The 14,469-nt window shown below is 66.5% G+C and carries 15 protein-coding genes; 4 read left to right on the top strand and 11 right to left on the bottom strand.

Annotated features, from left to right (window positions below; all coding sequences use genetic code 11):
- Positions 1–22: 22 nt before the first annotated feature.
- The 6 genes from gluQRS to QOD90_RS11500 all read right to left on the bottom strand — a co-directional run bounded on the left by gluQRS (position 23) and on the right by QOD90_RS11500 (position 5,572).
- Positions 23–895 carry a tRNA glutamyl-Q(34) synthetase GluQRS gene (gene gluQRS / locus QOD90_RS11475; RefSeq protein ID WP_526349695.1) on the bottom strand — a complete coding sequence of 291 codons (873 nt, stop codon included), beginning with the start codon at positions 893–895 and terminating at the stop codon, positions 23–25.
- Between the two features lie 22 nt (positions 896–917).
- Positions 918–1,562: an MBL fold metallo-hydrolase gene (locus tag QOD90_RS11480; RefSeq protein WP_526349697.1), complete on the bottom strand. Its 645-nt coding sequence runs from the start codon at positions 1,560–1,562 to the stop codon at positions 918–920.
- A gap of 99 nt (positions 1,563–1,661) precedes the next feature.
- Positions 1,662–2,438, bottom strand: a complete 777-nt coding sequence (locus QOD90_RS11485) for a GntR family transcriptional regulator (RefSeq protein WP_526349699.1) — start codon at positions 2,436–2,438, stop codon at positions 1,662–1,664.
- Between the two features lie 51 nt (positions 2,439–2,489).
- A complete protein-coding gene (gene fabG / locus QOD90_RS11490) occupies positions 2,490–3,269 on the bottom strand; it encodes a 3-oxoacyl-ACP reductase FabG (protein ID WP_526349701.1) in 780 nt (259 codons plus the stop codon).
- A gap of 27 nt (positions 3,270–3,296) precedes the next feature.
- Complete coding sequence (locus tag QOD90_RS11495) at positions 3,297–4,295, bottom strand: phosphotransferase enzyme family protein (RefSeq protein ID WP_526349703.1); 999 nt, start codon at positions 4,293–4,295, stop codon at positions 3,297–3,299.
- Positions 4,296–4,300: 5 nt separating this feature from the next.
- Entirely contained in the window at positions 4,301–5,572 is a 1,272-nt protein-coding gene (locus tag QOD90_RS11500; protein ID WP_526349705.1) for a class-III pyridoxal-phosphate-dependent aminotransferase, read from the bottom strand.
- Positions 5,573–5,776: 204 nt separating this feature from the next.
- On the opposite strand from QOD90_RS11500, the gene QOD90_RS11505 reads away from it, so the two are divergent.
- The 4 genes from QOD90_RS11505 to QOD90_RS11520 all read left to right on the top strand — a co-directional run bounded on the left by QOD90_RS11505 (position 5,777) and on the right by QOD90_RS11520 (position 11,658).
- A complete protein-coding gene (locus tag QOD90_RS11505) occupies positions 5,777–7,312 on the top strand; it encodes an amino acid permease (RefSeq protein ID WP_526349707.1) in 1,536 nt (511 codons plus the stop codon).
- Between the two features lie 64 nt (positions 7,313–7,376).
- Positions 7,377–9,614 (top strand): propanediol/glycerol family dehydratase large subunit, encoded by a 2,238-nt coding sequence (locus QOD90_RS11510; protein ID WP_526349709.1) that lies wholly within the window; start codon positions 7,377–7,379, stop codon positions 9,612–9,614.
- Positions 9,615–9,676: 62 nt separating this feature from the next.
- Entirely contained in the window at positions 9,677–9,946 is a 270-nt protein-coding gene (locus tag QOD90_RS11515) for a diol dehydratase small subunit (protein ID WP_526349725.1), read from the top strand.
- A 5-nt stretch (positions 9,947–9,951) separates the two neighbouring features.
- Positions 9,952–11,658: a diol dehydratase reactivase ATPase-like domain-containing protein gene (locus QOD90_RS11520; RefSeq protein WP_526349727.1), complete on the top strand. Its 1,707-nt coding sequence runs from the start codon at positions 9,952–9,954 to the stop codon at positions 11,656–11,658.
- On the opposite strand, the gene QOD90_RS11525 is transcribed toward QOD90_RS11520, so the two are convergent.
- From QOD90_RS11525 to QOD90_RS11545, 5 genes are all read right to left on the bottom strand, one after another.
- Positions 11,655–12,065, bottom strand: coding sequence for an MmpS family transport accessory protein (locus QOD90_RS11525; RefSeq protein WP_526349711.1), 411 nt, complete (start codon positions 12,063–12,065; stop codon positions 11,655–11,657). The genes QOD90_RS11520 and QOD90_RS11525 overlap by 4 nt on opposite strands.
- A gap of 66 nt (positions 12,066–12,131) precedes the next feature.
- Positions 12,132–13,187 (bottom strand): ATP-dependent DNA ligase, encoded by a 1,056-nt coding sequence (locus QOD90_RS11530; RefSeq protein ID WP_526349713.1) that lies wholly within the window; start codon positions 13,185–13,187, stop codon positions 12,132–12,134.
- Positions 13,188–13,242: 55 nt separating this feature from the next.
- Entirely contained in the window at positions 13,243–13,632 is a 390-nt protein-coding gene (locus QOD90_RS11535) for a J domain-containing protein (RefSeq protein WP_526349715.1), read from the bottom strand.
- Between the two features lie 281 nt (positions 13,633–13,913).
- Entirely contained in the window at positions 13,914–14,243 is a 330-nt protein-coding gene (locus QOD90_RS11540) for a hypothetical protein (protein WP_526349717.1), read from the bottom strand.
- Positions 14,244–14,291: 48 nt separating this feature from the next.
- On the bottom strand, positions 14,292–14,469 hold a 178-nt coding region (locus tag QOD90_RS11545), incomplete at its 5' end, for an Hsp20/alpha crystallin family protein (RefSeq protein WP_526349729.1).

Here is a 14,469-nt window from a genome sequence, read left to right on the forward strand (position 1 = left end):
GCCGATGCTCATAGGGTTTTCCTCAGGAGGGCTGGTATGTCCAAGGTTCTCGTGGCAGGCGCGCGGGATCGAACTCGGCGAGCATGCCGTCGAGCGTCTCGGCCTCGAAGCCCAGTGACGCGGCAATCTGCTCCAGCGCTCGCGGCCCGCCGACCTCATCGAGGGTGACCGCGCCGTCGCGCTTGGCCAGTCGCTTGCCCTCGGTGTTGAGAACCAGGGGGACGTGCGCGTAGACCGGTTGCGGGTAGCCCAGCAGCGCGCCGAGGTAGGCCTGCCTGGGCGACGACGACAGCAGGTCGTCACCTCGCACCACCTGGTCGATGCCGTGCGCCGCATCGTCGACGACGACCGCAAGGTTGTAGGCGGGTACTCCGTCGCCGCGACGCAGCACCAGGTCGTCGACGATACCGGTGTAGCTGCCGAGCAGCAGATCGGTGACGGTGTACTCGTCGGTGTCCGAGCGAAGCCGCAGCGCCGGCGGGCGGCCCGATCCTCGTCGGGCAGCCCGCTCGGTCTCGGTGAGATCGCGGCACGTGCCTGGGTATGCTCCCTCAGGAGCGTGCGGCGCACGCGGCGCCTGCTGAATGTCCTTTCTGCTGCAATGACATTCGTAGGTCAACCCGCGGTCGACCAGACCGTCGATGACGGCGTCGTAGCGCGGCCGGTGCGCCGTCTGATACTCCGGCGATGCGTCCCACGTGATTCCGACTGCGGCGAGGTCTCGGAGCTGACGTTCGGCGACGTCGTCGAACGTGCGGTCGTCGAGGTCCTCGATGCGGATCAGGAAGCGACGGTTCGTCGACCTGGCGAAGAGCCACGCCAGTACGGCGGTGCGGACGTTGCCGATGTGCAGGTCGGCCGACGGACTCGGCGCGAACCGACCGGCAGGGCTCATGACCGCAATCTAGGCGACTTTCCTAGGCCACCGCCGCCAATCGCGTGCGAGCCTGGGCCACGCATTCCGCCCAATGGGCGCCACCGGGCACGTGCACGGCGGTGTCACTGGGGAACGCGCTGGAGATCACCAGATCGGGTCGCAGTGCGCCCAACAGGCGAAGGCTCTTCGCGAGAGGCGCGGCCTCGCTGACGGGCGGGATGTGGCCTGCGATCCAATCACCATCGGCGCCAAGCATTATCGTGTCACCGGTGAACAGGTAGGTCTGACCGTTGACGCCAGGAACCAGGTAGCAGGTGCTGCCCGGCGAGTGGCCGGGGGTGGGGATCACCTCGATGCCGTTGGCGTCGACGTGCCTGCTGGCCAAGGGGACGTCGATGTGCGCGTGCTGACCGATCTCGAGCAGTTCAGCCGCAGGGGCGTGCAGGCGTGCTCCGAAGCGCCGCTGCACGGCGGACAGCATGGGCCCCGCCTCGTCGCGGTGGGACAGATACTGATGAGCCACGCCGCCGAGTTCGTCGATGGCATCGAAGTCGGCGTCGGTCTGGGTCCCGTAGAACAGCACGTTGCCGTCCGCGCCACCGGTCCACAGGTAGGCGTGTGTGGTCAGGCCAGGGAAGGGGCTGTCGACGCGTGTTTCCCAGAGATCGGCGCGAATGGGTCGCATGGGGGTCCTCCTCGGTTCGTGATGGCACCCATCGTCGAACATCAACCCCACTTAAGGTCAAGCGATTTTCGGTGGAACTCAAAACAGCTGCGCGACAGCTCAGCTCGCCTTGACGTCCTGGCTCTGCAGGGCCACCGTCGCGGCGGCCGCGGCTGACTGGACTCCGATGCCGCGTCCCTGGGCCGTGACGGCCAGCCTCGTACGGTCCCCTCGGAAGAGGTCGCGGGAGAACTCGCATGGCACGTCGTGTTGGTCGAAGGTGATGCGGGTGATCAGCAGCAGCGCCGACCGAGGTTTGATCGCCAACAATGAGGCCTCGTCAGGGGTGGCGTTGACGGCTTCGATCCGCTCGTCCGCGCGGGAAGTGATCAGGCCGTACTCGTTCTCGAGGATCTCGTAGATCGATCCGCCGAGCTGCTTTTCGAGCAGACCAGGGAAGGCTTCGGCGGGGAACTGCGCCAACTCCAACGAGATCGGCGATCCGTCGGCGAGGCGAACCCGCTGGATCTCGACGACGAAGTCTGCTTCGCCGATCTGCAGGGCCTTCTGCGTCATGCGGTCCGGCAAGGTGATCTTCGTCGACAGCACGCGAGTTCCCGCGACGTAGCCCTGATTGGCAAGGAAGGCAGGCACTCCGACGACGTCGGACAGACTGCGCTGCACTTGGGCGTGGCTGATGAAGATGCCGCCCGCACGCCCGATCACGCGATGAACGAGGCCGGCCTCCTCCAGCGCTGCGAGCATCTGACGCAGGCTGGAGCGGCTGGTCGAGTAGTGCTCGGCGAGATCGCGTTCGCTGCCGAGTTTCGCACCGGGAACGCCCGCGTTGATGTCTGCGACGATTCGACGCCGCAGTTCCTCGGTCGACTTCGACAACGCGTCACCCCCTCTCGCAATTCGGTTGGACCAATTCTACGGGAGACCGAGCTATTGCTCGGCGATCGCCGCCTGGGACTCTGGCAGAATCTGACCACCATCGACGACCAGCGACTGACCGGTGATGTAGCCGGCCTCGTCGGTCGCGAAGAAGAGTGCGGCGTTGCCGATGTCGGCGACCGTGCCGAGCCGGCCTGCCGGCACCGCCGCGACCATTTGGTCCATGTACTCCTGGCCCATGCCGACGAGGCCTTCGGTGATGATGTTGCCGGGCAACACCGCGTTGATGGTGATGTTCTTGGGCGCCAACTCCATTGCTGCGGTCCTGATGAATCCCAGCTGTGCCGCCTTGCTGGCGCCGTAGTGCGACCAACCCGGGTAACCGGTGATGGGACCGGTGATCGACGAGGTCACGACGATGCGGCCGTGGCCGCTCTCGGTCAGCGCGGACAGGGCGGCCTGCACGATGTACACCGTGCCCTTGAAGTTGACGCCGAGCACCTCTTCGATGTCGTCGGGGGTGAGGTCTTCGAGCCGGCCCGATGGGAAGATGCCCGCGTTGGCGCACACGATGTCAAGCGCCCCATGGCGTTCCACTGCAGTCGCGACCACGCGCCTGCACTCTTCGGGACTAGTGACGTCGGCGGCCAATCCGGTGACGGTGCCTGCCGTACCGGCCAATGCGCTCACGGTGGCGTCGACGTCGACCTGGCTGCGGCCGGTGATGACGACGTGGACGCCCGCGTTCGCGAACGTCTCGGCGATGCCACGGCCGATGCCCTTGCTTCCGCCGGTCACGATGGCGGAGCGGCCCTGCAGTGATTTGAACATGGCGTTGTGCCTTTCGGTGGGGGAGAGTCAGGCCAGCCGACGGCCGTCGGAGGTGAGATAGCGTTCGGCGAGTTCACAGCTGCCCTTGGCATAGGTGATCGACATGGCCTTGGACTCGCGGGAGTGGCTGTGGGAGCCCATCCACGCCAGCAGCAGCAGCCTGCGAAGCAGCACGAAGGATCCCAGCATCGCCTCGTCGGATGCGGGCAACCGACGGCGCGTACGGTAGCCCGTCGCCCAGGCCTCTTGCCATTCCGGCACCGATGGGTCGTCTTCGAAGAAGGACACCGCGGTGCCGAAATCGTAGAAGTACCAGCCGAACCCGCAGTCGTCGAAGTCGATGACCGTAATGTCGTCACCGTCGACGAGCAGGTTGGCCAGCCGTAGGTCGGCGTGGACGAGGCCGAAGACGTCCGGCCCGCTGCCGTACTCCTCGAGCCGGCGCTGCAGCAGTCCGCTCGCGCGATCCAGCAGAAGAGCCTCCGGCGCCCCCACCCCGGCGGCGTCCTGCCAGCGTCCCCAGCGCGGTCGGTCACCGAGGCTGTGCTGCCAATCCCAGGCGAACCTGCCGAAGCCGTCTGGGCGGACCCACGTCGTCGAATGATCGTGCAGGGCAGCGGTGATCCGGCCCAGGGTGTGGAAGTCCGCGACGGTCAGCGTCTTCTCGTCGGGTTCGGTGCCCGCCACCATCTCGAAGTGCACGACGTGGCGTGCGGTCCCATCCTGGTCAACGGTGACCACGCGTCGACCGTCGCGGGCCGGGCACACGACCGGCACCGTGACGTCGCCGTCGCGCCGTAGGGCCTCGAGCCAGTTCAGTTCGGATTCGATCTCGTGCGGGCGGTGGTAGCCCTTGCGGTGCACGCGCAGGATCGACCGCACGCCGGTGTGAGAGTCGACTACCTCGTAGGTGGCGTTCTCCGAGAGGTTCAGCAGGCGCAGCGAAGAGTCGGTGGGCAGGTCGTATTCCGCGAGAGCGCGTTCGGCGACGTCGACGTCGTCGGCGACGAAACCCTCATCGACCACGTGCCCTACCTCGCCATCGCTGCCACGGCGGCCTTGCCTACCGCCGCGTCCAAGCGTTCTAGCACGTCGTCGCAGAGCTCGCGACTCAAGAGCAGACCCGGTTTGAACTGTAGGACACGGGGATCCAGGGTCGAGAAGATCGCCCATATTCCGTTCTCGTACAGTTCGCGCATCACGAACTTGGCGCCCTCGGGGTGATTGAATTCCAAGCCGATCACCACGCCGTTCTGCCGGATGCCGACGAACCAGTCCTGGTGGTCGGCTTGGATGCGGGCCAGTCCCTCGGCGAAGACGTCGGTGATGGCGTGCACCGACGACCGAACCTCCGGGCGGCTGGTGATCTCCAACGTCTTGATGGCGGCGACGCAGCCGAGTTCGGCTCCGCCGAAGGTCGACATGTGCGCGAAGCCGTCCTCGTCGAGCCACTGTGCCGCCCTGTCACCGAGCATCGCCGCGGCGATGGGATACATGCCGCCGGACAGCCCCTTGCCCGTCACCATGATGTCGGGTTCGATGCCGTGTTTGGTGATGCCCCACATCTCACCGGTGCGCATCAGGCCCGTCTGCACCTCGTCGGCGATGTAGAGCGTGCCGTGGCGCTCGGTGAGCTCCTTCACCGCCTCGAGGTAACCCGTTGGGGGGAGCGGGAATCCGTAGGTTGCGGGGATGGTCTCCATCAGGACCGCCGCGACGTCGCCGCCGGACAGGGCCTGCTCCATCGCCTCGATGTCGGCGAAGGGTACCTGCACGAATTCATCGGGCCGGTCGGAAAGGAACAGTTTGGAGAACCGGTCGTCACCGCTGGCGACGGCCAATCCGGTGTGGCCGTGGTAGGCCTTGATGATCGAGACGATCTTGCGACGCTGGGTGGCGTGTCTGGCGCTCTTGAGCGCGATGTCGATCGCCTCGCCGCCACCAGATCCGAAGGCCACCTTGGTTATCGACGCAGGCGCCGAGGCGACGAGTCGTTGCGCGAGGGCGGTGCGGGCGACCGACGGGAAGTGGTGGTTGCCCATGTCGAAGTACTGCATGCCGTCGATGAGGGCGGCCATCACCTCGGGGTTGCGGTGCCCGAGGTTGTAGGTGCCGCCGTTGAGGTGCATGTCGATGAGGCGGCGGCCGTCCATGTCCCACAGGAGGTAGCCCTCCCTGCGGTCGATGACGAGGTCGACGCCGGCGTCCGTCCAGAACTGCGTCTTGTCTGGGTTCCAGTACTTCTTCGCCTGCTCCAGTACCTGTGCCTTGGACTCGAACGAGAACGTGCCGTAGTCGTACAACTGGACTCCCTGCCTGAGACGCCTCGAGCCAGTTTCTGGCCACGACGCACCCACCCTAAAAGGTCGGACCATTGGTGTCAATGGACAGCCGAAACGGTTGCGCGATCTATTTGGTGGTGCCAATATACGTAGGTTCGACTGTGGGCCAGACCACACTGGCGCCACGACCGCACCCCTGTCGCACGCTGGAAGGTGAGTCCGTAGATGGCCGATCAGGTCGTGTCCCGCGACGAAAACACAGATCACTCAGTTCAACGGCTAAAGCGCAATGCCATTGGCACGATGGCGGTCATCTTCATGGCGGTGGCCACGGCCGCGCCGATCACCGCGATGGTGGGCAACGTTCCCATCGCCGTTGGCTTCGGAAATGGCTCGCACGCACCGGCCGGCTACCTCGTCGCCACCATCGTGCTGGGCTTGTTCGCCATCGGATACGCGACGATGGCCAAGCACATCACCACCACCGGTGCGTTCTACGGCTACATCTCACATGGCCTCGGCCGCGTGGTCGGAATGGCCAGTGGGCTGCTGATCACCATGGCCTACATCGTGTTCGAGGGCTCCCTGATCGGCATCTTCTCGTACTTCTTCCAGGACTTCGTCAAGACAGAGTTCGACCTCACCGTGCCCTGGCTGATACCCGCAATGCTGATGCTGGTGTTGAACTGCATCCTCACCTACTTCGACGTAAACCTGACGGCCAAGGTGCTCGGCGTCTTCCTGGTCACCGAGATCTTCATGCTGTCGCTTGGCGCACTCGCCGTGCTGTTCAAGGGCGGCAACCCCGAGACCGGGTTCGCCGTCGCCGAGACGCTCAACCCGATCGGGGCGTTCACCCCCGCCACTGTCGCAGGGGCCAGCGCCGGCCTTGGCCTGTTCTTTGCCTTCTGGTCGTGGGTCGGCTTCGAGTCGACGGCGATGTACGGCGAGGAGTCCAAGGACCCGAAGCGAATCATTCCGCGCGCCACCATGATCGCCGTGCTCGGTGTCGGGATCTTCTACGTCTTCATCTCGTGGATGGCGATCGCAGGAACGGGACCGAAGAAGGCCGTGGAACTGGCGCAGGATCCGGCGACGGCGGGCAACATCTTCTTCGACCCGGTGCAGTCCACCTACGGCGACTGGGCCATCACCCTCTTCAAGCTGCTATTGGTGACGGGATCGTTCGCGTGCGGCATGGCCTTCCACAACTGCGCATCGCGCTACCTGTACGCGCTTGGCCGAGAGGGCCTTTCGACCAGCCTGCAGAAGACGATCGGTGCCACGCATCCGACGCACGGATCGCCCTACATCGCGTCGTTCGTGCAATCCGGCATCACGCTGGTGCTGATTCTGGCGTTCTTCTTCGCGGGCATGGACCCCTACGTGCACCTCTACGGTCTGTTGGCGATTCTGGGCACCATGGCCATCCTGATCGTGCAGTCGCTCTGCGCGTTCGCGGTGATCGCGTACTTCCACTTCCACAAGAACCACCCCTCCAGTGCGCACTGGTTCAAGACGTTCCTCGCTCCTCTGCTCGGCGGCATCGGCATGCTGTACGTCGTCTACCTGCTGTGGGTGCACAAGGACGCGGCGGCGGGCGCGGCGTCGGGGACGTTGCTGTTCAAGCTGACGCCGTGGATCGTGGTCGGGTTGTTCGTGTTCGGTGCCGCGATGGCGTTGTACTTCAAGTTCCGTGACCCGCGACGTTACGAGCTGATCGGGCGAATCGTCTACGAGGACAACGAAGTCAGGGAGTAGCGCAGGCCTGCGCGCACGGTGCGACAATGATGGCCGACGAGCCGGACGCCGAGGAGGACCGCTGATGGATGACCTTGGCCGGTTCCGCGTCCTCGACGCCAAGCCGGTGAACCTGGACGGCTTCAGCGTCACCAACCCCGAACTCGGGCTGGTCGCGATGCGAAGTCCGTTCGATCCCGAGCCGTCGCTGGTAGTGCAGGACGGGATCGTCGTCGAACTCGACGGGAAGTCGGCCGCCAACTTCGACGTGATCGACGAGTTCATCGCGCTCTACGGGGTGGATCTCGACGTCGCCGAGGAGGCCATGGCGCTCGACGATGAAGCGCTGGCCCGGATGACCGTCGACTTCAACGTGCCCCGCGCCGAGGTGGTCCGCCTCATCGGTGGCATCACGCCCGCCAAGCTGGCGCGCGTCGTCGCCGTGCTCTCCCCCGTCGAGATGCAGATGGCGATGACGAGGATGCGGGCCAGAAGGACCCCGAGCAATCAGGCGCACGTGACCAACCAGCTCGACGATCCGCTGCTGATTGCGGCAGATGCGGCCAGTGCCGTCGCGTACGGGTTCCGCGAAGTGGAGACCACGGTGCCGGTACTGGGTGACGCGCCGTCCAACGCCGTCGCGCTGTTGATCGGCAGCCAGGTGGGCATCCCGGGCGCCATGGCCCAGTGCTCGATCGAAGAGGCGCTGGAGCTGCGGCTGGGCCTGCGCGGCTTGACCAGCTACGCGGAGACGATCTCCCTCTACGGCACCGAGCAGGTGTTCGTCGACGGTGACGACACTCCGTTCTCGAAGGCGATCCTCACCTCCGCCTACGCGTCGCGCGGTCTCAAGATGCGGGTGACGAGCGGTGGCGGCGCCGAGGTGCTGATGGGTGCGGCGGAGAAGTGCTCGATCCTGTACCTGGAGTCGCGCTGTGTTTCGCTGGCGCGGGCGTTGGGGTCCCAGGGCGTGCAGAACGGCGGCATCGACGGCGTCGGTGTAGTCGCCTCGGTGCCCGAGGGCATGAAGGAACTGCTCGCCGAAAACTTGATGGTCATGCTGCGCGATCTCGAATCCTGTGCGGGCAACGACAATCTGATCTCCGAATCCGACATCCGCCGCAGCGCGCACACCCTGCCCGTCCTGCTGGCGGGAGCGGACTTCATCTTCTCCGGTTTCGGGTCGATCCCGCGCTACGACAACGCCTTTGCGCTGTCGAACTTCAACTCCGACGATATGGACGACTTCCTGGTGCTGCAACGGGACTGGGGCGTCGACGGGGGCCTGCGCACCGTGGCGCCCGAGCACCTGGCACGCGTTCGCCGTCGCGCCGCGTCGGCCGTGCAGGCGGTGTACCGCGACCTCGGTCTTGCGGACTTCGACGACGACCGTGTGGATGCGGTGGTGGTGGCCAACGGGTCTCGCGATCTGTCGCCAGGAGACCCGAAGGCCGTCGCGGAAGCGGCCACGGCGATCGAGGCCAAACAGCTGACCGTGTTCGACGTCATCGCTTCGCTCAAGCGCACCGGCTACGACGAGGAAGCCGCCGCCATCATGCACCTGACCAGAGAGCGTCTGCGCGGCGATCAACTGCAAACCTCGGCGATCTTCGACGGGAACATGCGGGTGCTCTCCAAGATCACCGACCCAAATGACTACGCCGGTCCCGGAAGTGGATACGCGCTGACGGCGGAGCGCCGCGCCGAGATCGACGCCATCCGGCAGGCCCGCACCGCCGAGGAGCTGACGGCCGACCAGGCCGAGCACCGCGACCACGTCAGGTTCGCCGACGTCGAGACCGCCAGGCAGGGCAGCGATCCGCGGGAAGTGTGCATCGGCCTCTCGCCTGCGTTGGGTCGGACGGTCTGGCTGTCGCTGTGCGGCTTGACGGTCGGTGAGGTGCTGCGGCAGATTTCGGCCGGGCTGGAGGAAGAGGGCTGCGTGCCACGTCTGGTTCGGATCCGCTCAACGATCGACGTCGGCATGATCGGGCTGACCGCCGCCCGACTGTCTGGGTCAGGTATCGGAATAGGCCTGCAGGGCAAGGGAACCGCACTGATCCATCGACGTGATCTGGCACCGCTGGCGAATCTGGAACTGTTCAGCGTCGCCCCCTTGTTGACCGATCGGATGTATCGCGAGCTGGGCAAGAACGCCGCCCGACATGCCAAGGGGATGGCGCCCGTCCCGATCTTCACCGGCGGCACCGACGAGTCCATCTCCGCCCGCTACCACGCGAGGGCCGTTGCGCTCGTCGCCCTCGAGCGTGAAGCCAGCGAGCCGGGGCAGGCGCCTCTCACGGTGGAGGTGAGGCGCTCGTGAACGCAGACGACTTCACCGTCGAAGCCGCCGTCAACGGCAACCTGAGCCTGGCCGACCTTCGGATGAACCCTGCAACGCTGGCTCACCAGGCCGTCGTCGCCGAAGAGGGTGGCAACCCGCAGCTGGCCGAGAACTTCCTCCGCGCAGCGGAACTCGCGCTCATCGAGGACGAGGAATTGATGCAGCTCTACGAGGCGCTGCGTCCGCACCGCTCGACGGCCGAGGAGTTGGAGACCCTGCGGGTGTCGCTCGAAACTCGAGGGGCGTCACGTTGCGCCGAACTGGTGCGTCAGGCCGGCGTCGTCTATGCGAGGCGGGGACTGTTGCGGTGAAGGTCGTGGTAGCCGGGGTGGACGTCGGCAACCACACCACGGAGATCGTCCTGGCGCGCGTCACCGCGAACGCGGTGGAACAGGTCGCCCACGGGCAGGGGCCCACGCGGGGACGAAAGGGCTCAAGGGACTCGCTAGAAGGCGCCGCGGCACTCCTGCAGAAGCTCGAGGTCGAAGCGGGGGTGGCGGCCGAGGAACTCCTCTTGGCTGCGCTGCGGCCGGTGGACACCGCCACCGCTCCACTGCCGCCGCCTTCTTCGCCGCGCTCGCCCGTGCGGAGCCTCCGTGCGGTCGATGCCAGCACGCCGGCGGGAACGGGCTTCGGCGTGGGCAGGCACCGGCCGCTGAGCAGTCTGGTCGGAGACGTAATCGACGGTCCGACAATAGTTTCCGTTGACTCGGCGACCGACTTCGAAGTGGCGGCGCGGGAAATCTCGGCGGCCGTGGCCCGCGGATGGCACGTCGCCGGGGTGCTCGCCGCGCAGGACGACGCCGTGTTGATTCGCAACCGGATCTCGATCGACGTGCCGGTCGTCGACGAGGTCGTGCTCGACGGTGTCACACCCGGTGCGTTGGTAGCAGTCGAGGTGGTCGCCGAGGGCCGAGCCTACCGAGCGATGGCCGATCCGATCGCGCTCTGTGTCGCACTGGAACTCGGTACCGACGAGATCCGGGAAGTCGCCGAGTTCACCAGGGAACTGGCGGATTCCCCGGCCATCGCCGTCACCGCGCGCACCGGGCCGCCCGATCCACCTGCGGTCGACGACGACTACGTCGACTGCAGCGTCGACGGCCGCCTGGTGCGGTACACGCCTGCGCAGGCGCACAGCATCTTGCGGCTCACGCCGCCAGGCAATGTCGTCGAAGTACGGCTGAAGTCGATCCGGACCGCGCAGGACGGCATCGCCGTCGACGACGCGTTCTTCACCGACCTCTCGTCGATCGACAACGGGGCCTGGCTGCGGCGCGGCGTCGCCGACACCCGCGGCACCGTCGTCGCACTGCTGGCCGCCGACGTCGTCGCCGACGCAGCGCAGACCCTGCAGGAACTCACCGGGCGCCGGACCCACACCGTCGCAGGAGAGCCCGACGCCGCTGCCGTCGGTGCCCGCACCACTCCGGGCCTGCCGCCGGGCACCATCGTTTGCGACATCGGCGGCGGCACCATCGACCTGATCAGTTCGGACCGGGCCGTCACGGCAGCCGGTGCGGGAGAAGCGATTACGACCGCCGTTGCCAGGGTGCTCAGCATCCCCCGTGCGCTCGCGGAGCGCGTCAAGCGAACCCCCGCCCTGCGGGTGGAGGGCCCGCACGTCGCGCACGAGGAGGACGGCCGCCGACTGTTCCTGGACAGCCCGGCCCCCGCCGACGCGATCGGGCGGCTGTGTACGCGTGGAAGCGCTGGGCTGGTGCCATTTTCGAACAAGCTGGCCGCCGAGGAGTGGCGCAGTCTGCGTCTTGCCATCAAGCAGGAGACCGTCGCGGCGAACATCGTCAGGTGCCTACGGGCCTTCGACGAAGCACCGCCTGCGCTCGTGCTGGCCGGGGGAGGGGCGCTCGACGACGAATTGCTGCGCACGGTCACAGAAGCCCTACGCGCCACGTCAATCGTCGTTGGGCGGGCCAATATCGACGGTGCGCATGGCCCGCGGTTCGCGGTGGCGTCCGGGCTGGTCCATCTGTATGCGGCCGCGAAGCGGCCGACGCTTTAGTTGCCGCGGTATCCGGAGCCAAGGTCGACGACGTTGCAGTAGGCGCCCACCCCGGCGGCCTTTGGCGCGTTGTTGGTGTGCGAGACGATCGTCTTGCCATTGATCGACACCTTGCAGGTCACCGAACCAGGGTCGCCGCCGGGATGGATGCCGGTGAAGGTCAGCGAACGCGCGCTGCCGTTGTAGTCGTAGGCCGTCGACCACGGCAGGCCCGCGACCTCGACGATGGGCTCGTCGTTGGCGCCGAAGTAGGACACCTGCACGCCGTCACCGAAGGTGCCGGTCAACTCGAATACCACGGGAACCGACGCAAAGGCCGTTCCCGGAGTCGCCACCAGCAGGCCGCCACCGAGTATGACCGCCGCGGCCAGTCCGACCGTCCGACGCGTGAAAGACGAAATTCCCATCCCACGATCATCCCACCGGGCGGAGGCACCGGCGTTCACCAATTTCTCCTCTCGAGAACGTGCACGCTAGCCAAGTCCCGGGACGATGTCGCCGAGGTCGAAGGTGACTGGGATCTCGAGTTGGGTGTACGTGCACGAGCGTGGATCCCGGTCGGGACGCCAGCGGTTGAATTGCGCGGTGTGGCGAAACCTCTCGCCCTCCATGTGGTCGTAGCGGACCTCGACCACCCGCTCTGGCCGTAGCGGCACGAAGGACAGGTCCTTGCCGACGCTCCAGCGTGAACCGCCACCGTTGCGCTGCTCCGAGGCGTGCGCCGCCCAGTTCCACGGGTGATCGTCGAAAGTGGTTACCAGCGACTGCAATTCGGTGAACAGCTGGCGCCGCTTCGTAATCGGGAGCGCACCGATCACGCCGACCGATGCTAGGGCGCCGTCCGCCCGATAGAGCCCGAGCAGCAGTGACCCGATCGCATCTTCGCCAGACTTGTGCACGCGATAGCCGGCGACGACGCAGTCGGCGGTGCGCTGGTGCTTGATCTTGAACATGACCCGCTTGTCCGGCTGATAGGTCCCCATCAGCGGTTTGGCGACGACGCCGTCGAGGCCCGCGCCCTCGAACTCGTCGAACCAGCCCTCGGCGGTGCGAAGGTCGGTGGTCGCCGGGGTGAGGTGGATCGTCGGGCCGCAGCCGGCCAGCGCCTCGACGAGGGCCGCGCGACGTTGGGCGAACGGGCGCCCGGTGTAGTCGTCGTCACCAAGGGCCAGCAGATCGAAGGCGATGAACGAGGCAGGCGTCTGCTCGGCGAGCAGGCTGACCCGCGACGCGGCCGGGTGCAGGCGCAGCTGCAGGGCCGCGAAGTCCAGACCGCGAGCTCCTGCGATGACGATCTCACCGTCGATCACGCAGCGCTCGGGGAGTTCCGCGATCGCCGCGGTCACCAGTTCGGGGAAGTAGCGGGTAAGCGGCCGCTCGTTGCGACTGCCCAGTTCGACGTCGTCGCCGTGACGGAAGCAGATGGATCTGAACCCGTCCCACTTCGGCTCGTAGGAGGCGTCGGGCGGTATCGCCGAAACCGACTTGGCCAGCATCGGGGACACCGGCGGCATCACGGGTAGTTCCATGCCTCATTGTGGCTGCTGGTCGGCGAAAGGTGAGCTGGCAGGCCAAGATCGATGGTCACCGATGGCGTCGCACCGGACCGGCCCATAGCGGACCCCGTGCTGCGGGCGCTCGGCTGGCGCGATGAGTGACGGGGATCGTCACTGGCCCATCAGGACTCGCTGAGACAGGGAACGACCCCGACGGGCGTGGACGTCGCTGCGGTGGCGGGGCGGTGGCGGCACCGGCATTGCGGTCGTGCTGGGCGCGGTCCTGGGCATCGCGCAGCAGATGATAGGCGGCGATGAGTTGCTGCAACTTTGTGTCACTGGCCGTGCCACCCGATTCGGGGTGACGCGTGTCGGGGTGCAGGGCCCGCAACCTGGCTCGAAACGCGTGGTTGATGTCTGCCAGGGTGGCGTGGGAGCTCACCCGCAGCACAGCGTAGGGATTGAGATCTTCGGTCATGCCAATCCAACCCCCACAGCGGCAAGTACATGGTGTGTCGGAGGCTGGCGGCCCCCGTAGTCGTCGTTCGCGGCTGTGCCGCTACCGGTGCTCGCCGCCGGTACGAGGTACCGGCGGCGGGCCCGGCTATGCAGTGACGTCGCGCGCGGTCCGCGTCGGAGGTGCCACTGTCGGTGGCGGTGCGCACGTCAGTCCACGTCGTGATGCTGAATTGGGCGCAGTTGCAATTTTATTGGCTGCTGCGGGCGACGCACGGGTCACTGCAAACTCATGATCATCGTTCAGGGCATCACCTCTCTATGCTCAACGCTGTTCGGCATTACCCCGCCGTGCTGCGGGGGAGACCGCTGCGTAGGCCAAACTGGTTGCTGCAGTACAGCTTTGAATGGCCACCCTGTCCGACGTCTCGGCGGTGTCGGACGCGACCGTTCAACGGTCGCGGTCACGGTGGCGGCCGTGACGGGACGGGGCCGGGCGGCGGGCATCTCGCTGCCGACCGCGCAGGGTGCGCGCTCGGGCGGGGCTTCGTCGTGCTGCAGGCGCAGCCATTCGGCGCGCACGATGGCCTCCGCTTCGTCGAGCACGGCGTCGGTCAGCGCGTCGGTGGTCATTTCGCTCACCTCCTTTGACGGGATGCTCGCCGCCGCCCGACCCCTGGGTTAGGCGTTGATGGCTTCCTTTTCCTGACTGCTAGCGATCGTGATGCGGCGCGGTTTCGCTCTTTCAGCGACCGGAATGCTCAACCGCAGGACCCCGTCGTGGTACCTGGCTTGGATCTGTTCGGTGTCGAGGGTCTCGCCAAGGAAGAGTTGGCGACTGAACACCCCCCGCGGACGT

Origin of the sequence: Mycobacterium sp. (genome assembly GCF_032161845.1) — a bacterium.
Taxonomy (GTDB): Bacteria; Actinomycetota; Actinomycetes; order Mycobacteriales; family Mycobacteriaceae; genus Mycobacterium.

Coding starts and splice junctions, on each gene's coding strand:
- QOD90_RS11540 (WP_526349717.1), bottom strand. CDS start 14,243: ATGACCACCGACGCGCTGACCGACGCCGTGCTCGACGAAGCGGAGGCC.
- QOD90_RS11480 (WP_526349697.1), bottom strand. CDS start 1,562: ATGCGACCCATTCGCGCCGATCTCTGGGAAACACGCGTCGACAGCCCC.
- QOD90_RS11505 (WP_526349707.1), top strand. CDS start 5,777: ATGGCCGATCAGGTCGTGTCCCGCGACGAAAACACAGATCACTCAGTT.
- gluQRS (WP_526349695.1), bottom strand. CDS start 895: ATGAGCCCTGCCGGTCGGTTCGCGCCGAGTCCGTCGGCCGACCTGCAC.
- QOD90_RS11525 (WP_526349711.1), bottom strand. CDS start 12,065: ATGGGAATTTCGTCTTTCACGCGTCGGACGGTCGGACTGGCCGCGGCG.
- QOD90_RS11535 (WP_526349715.1), bottom strand. CDS start 13,632: ATGACCGAAGATCTCAATCCCTACGCTGTGCTGCGGGTGAGCTCCCAC.
- QOD90_RS11510 (WP_526349709.1), top strand. CDS start 7,377: ATGGATGACCTTGGCCGGTTCCGCGTCCTCGACGCCAAGCCGGTGAAC.
- QOD90_RS11515 (WP_526349725.1), top strand. CDS start 9,677: ATGAACCCTGCAACGCTGGCTCACCAGGCCGTCGTCGCCGAAGAGGGT.
- fabG (WP_526349701.1), bottom strand. CDS start 3,269: ATGTTCAAATCACTGCAGGGCCGCTCCGCCATCGTGACCGGCGGAAGC.
- QOD90_RS11530 (WP_526349713.1), bottom strand. CDS start 13,187: ATGGAACTACCCGTGATGCCGCCGGTGTCCCCGATGCTGGCCAAGTCG.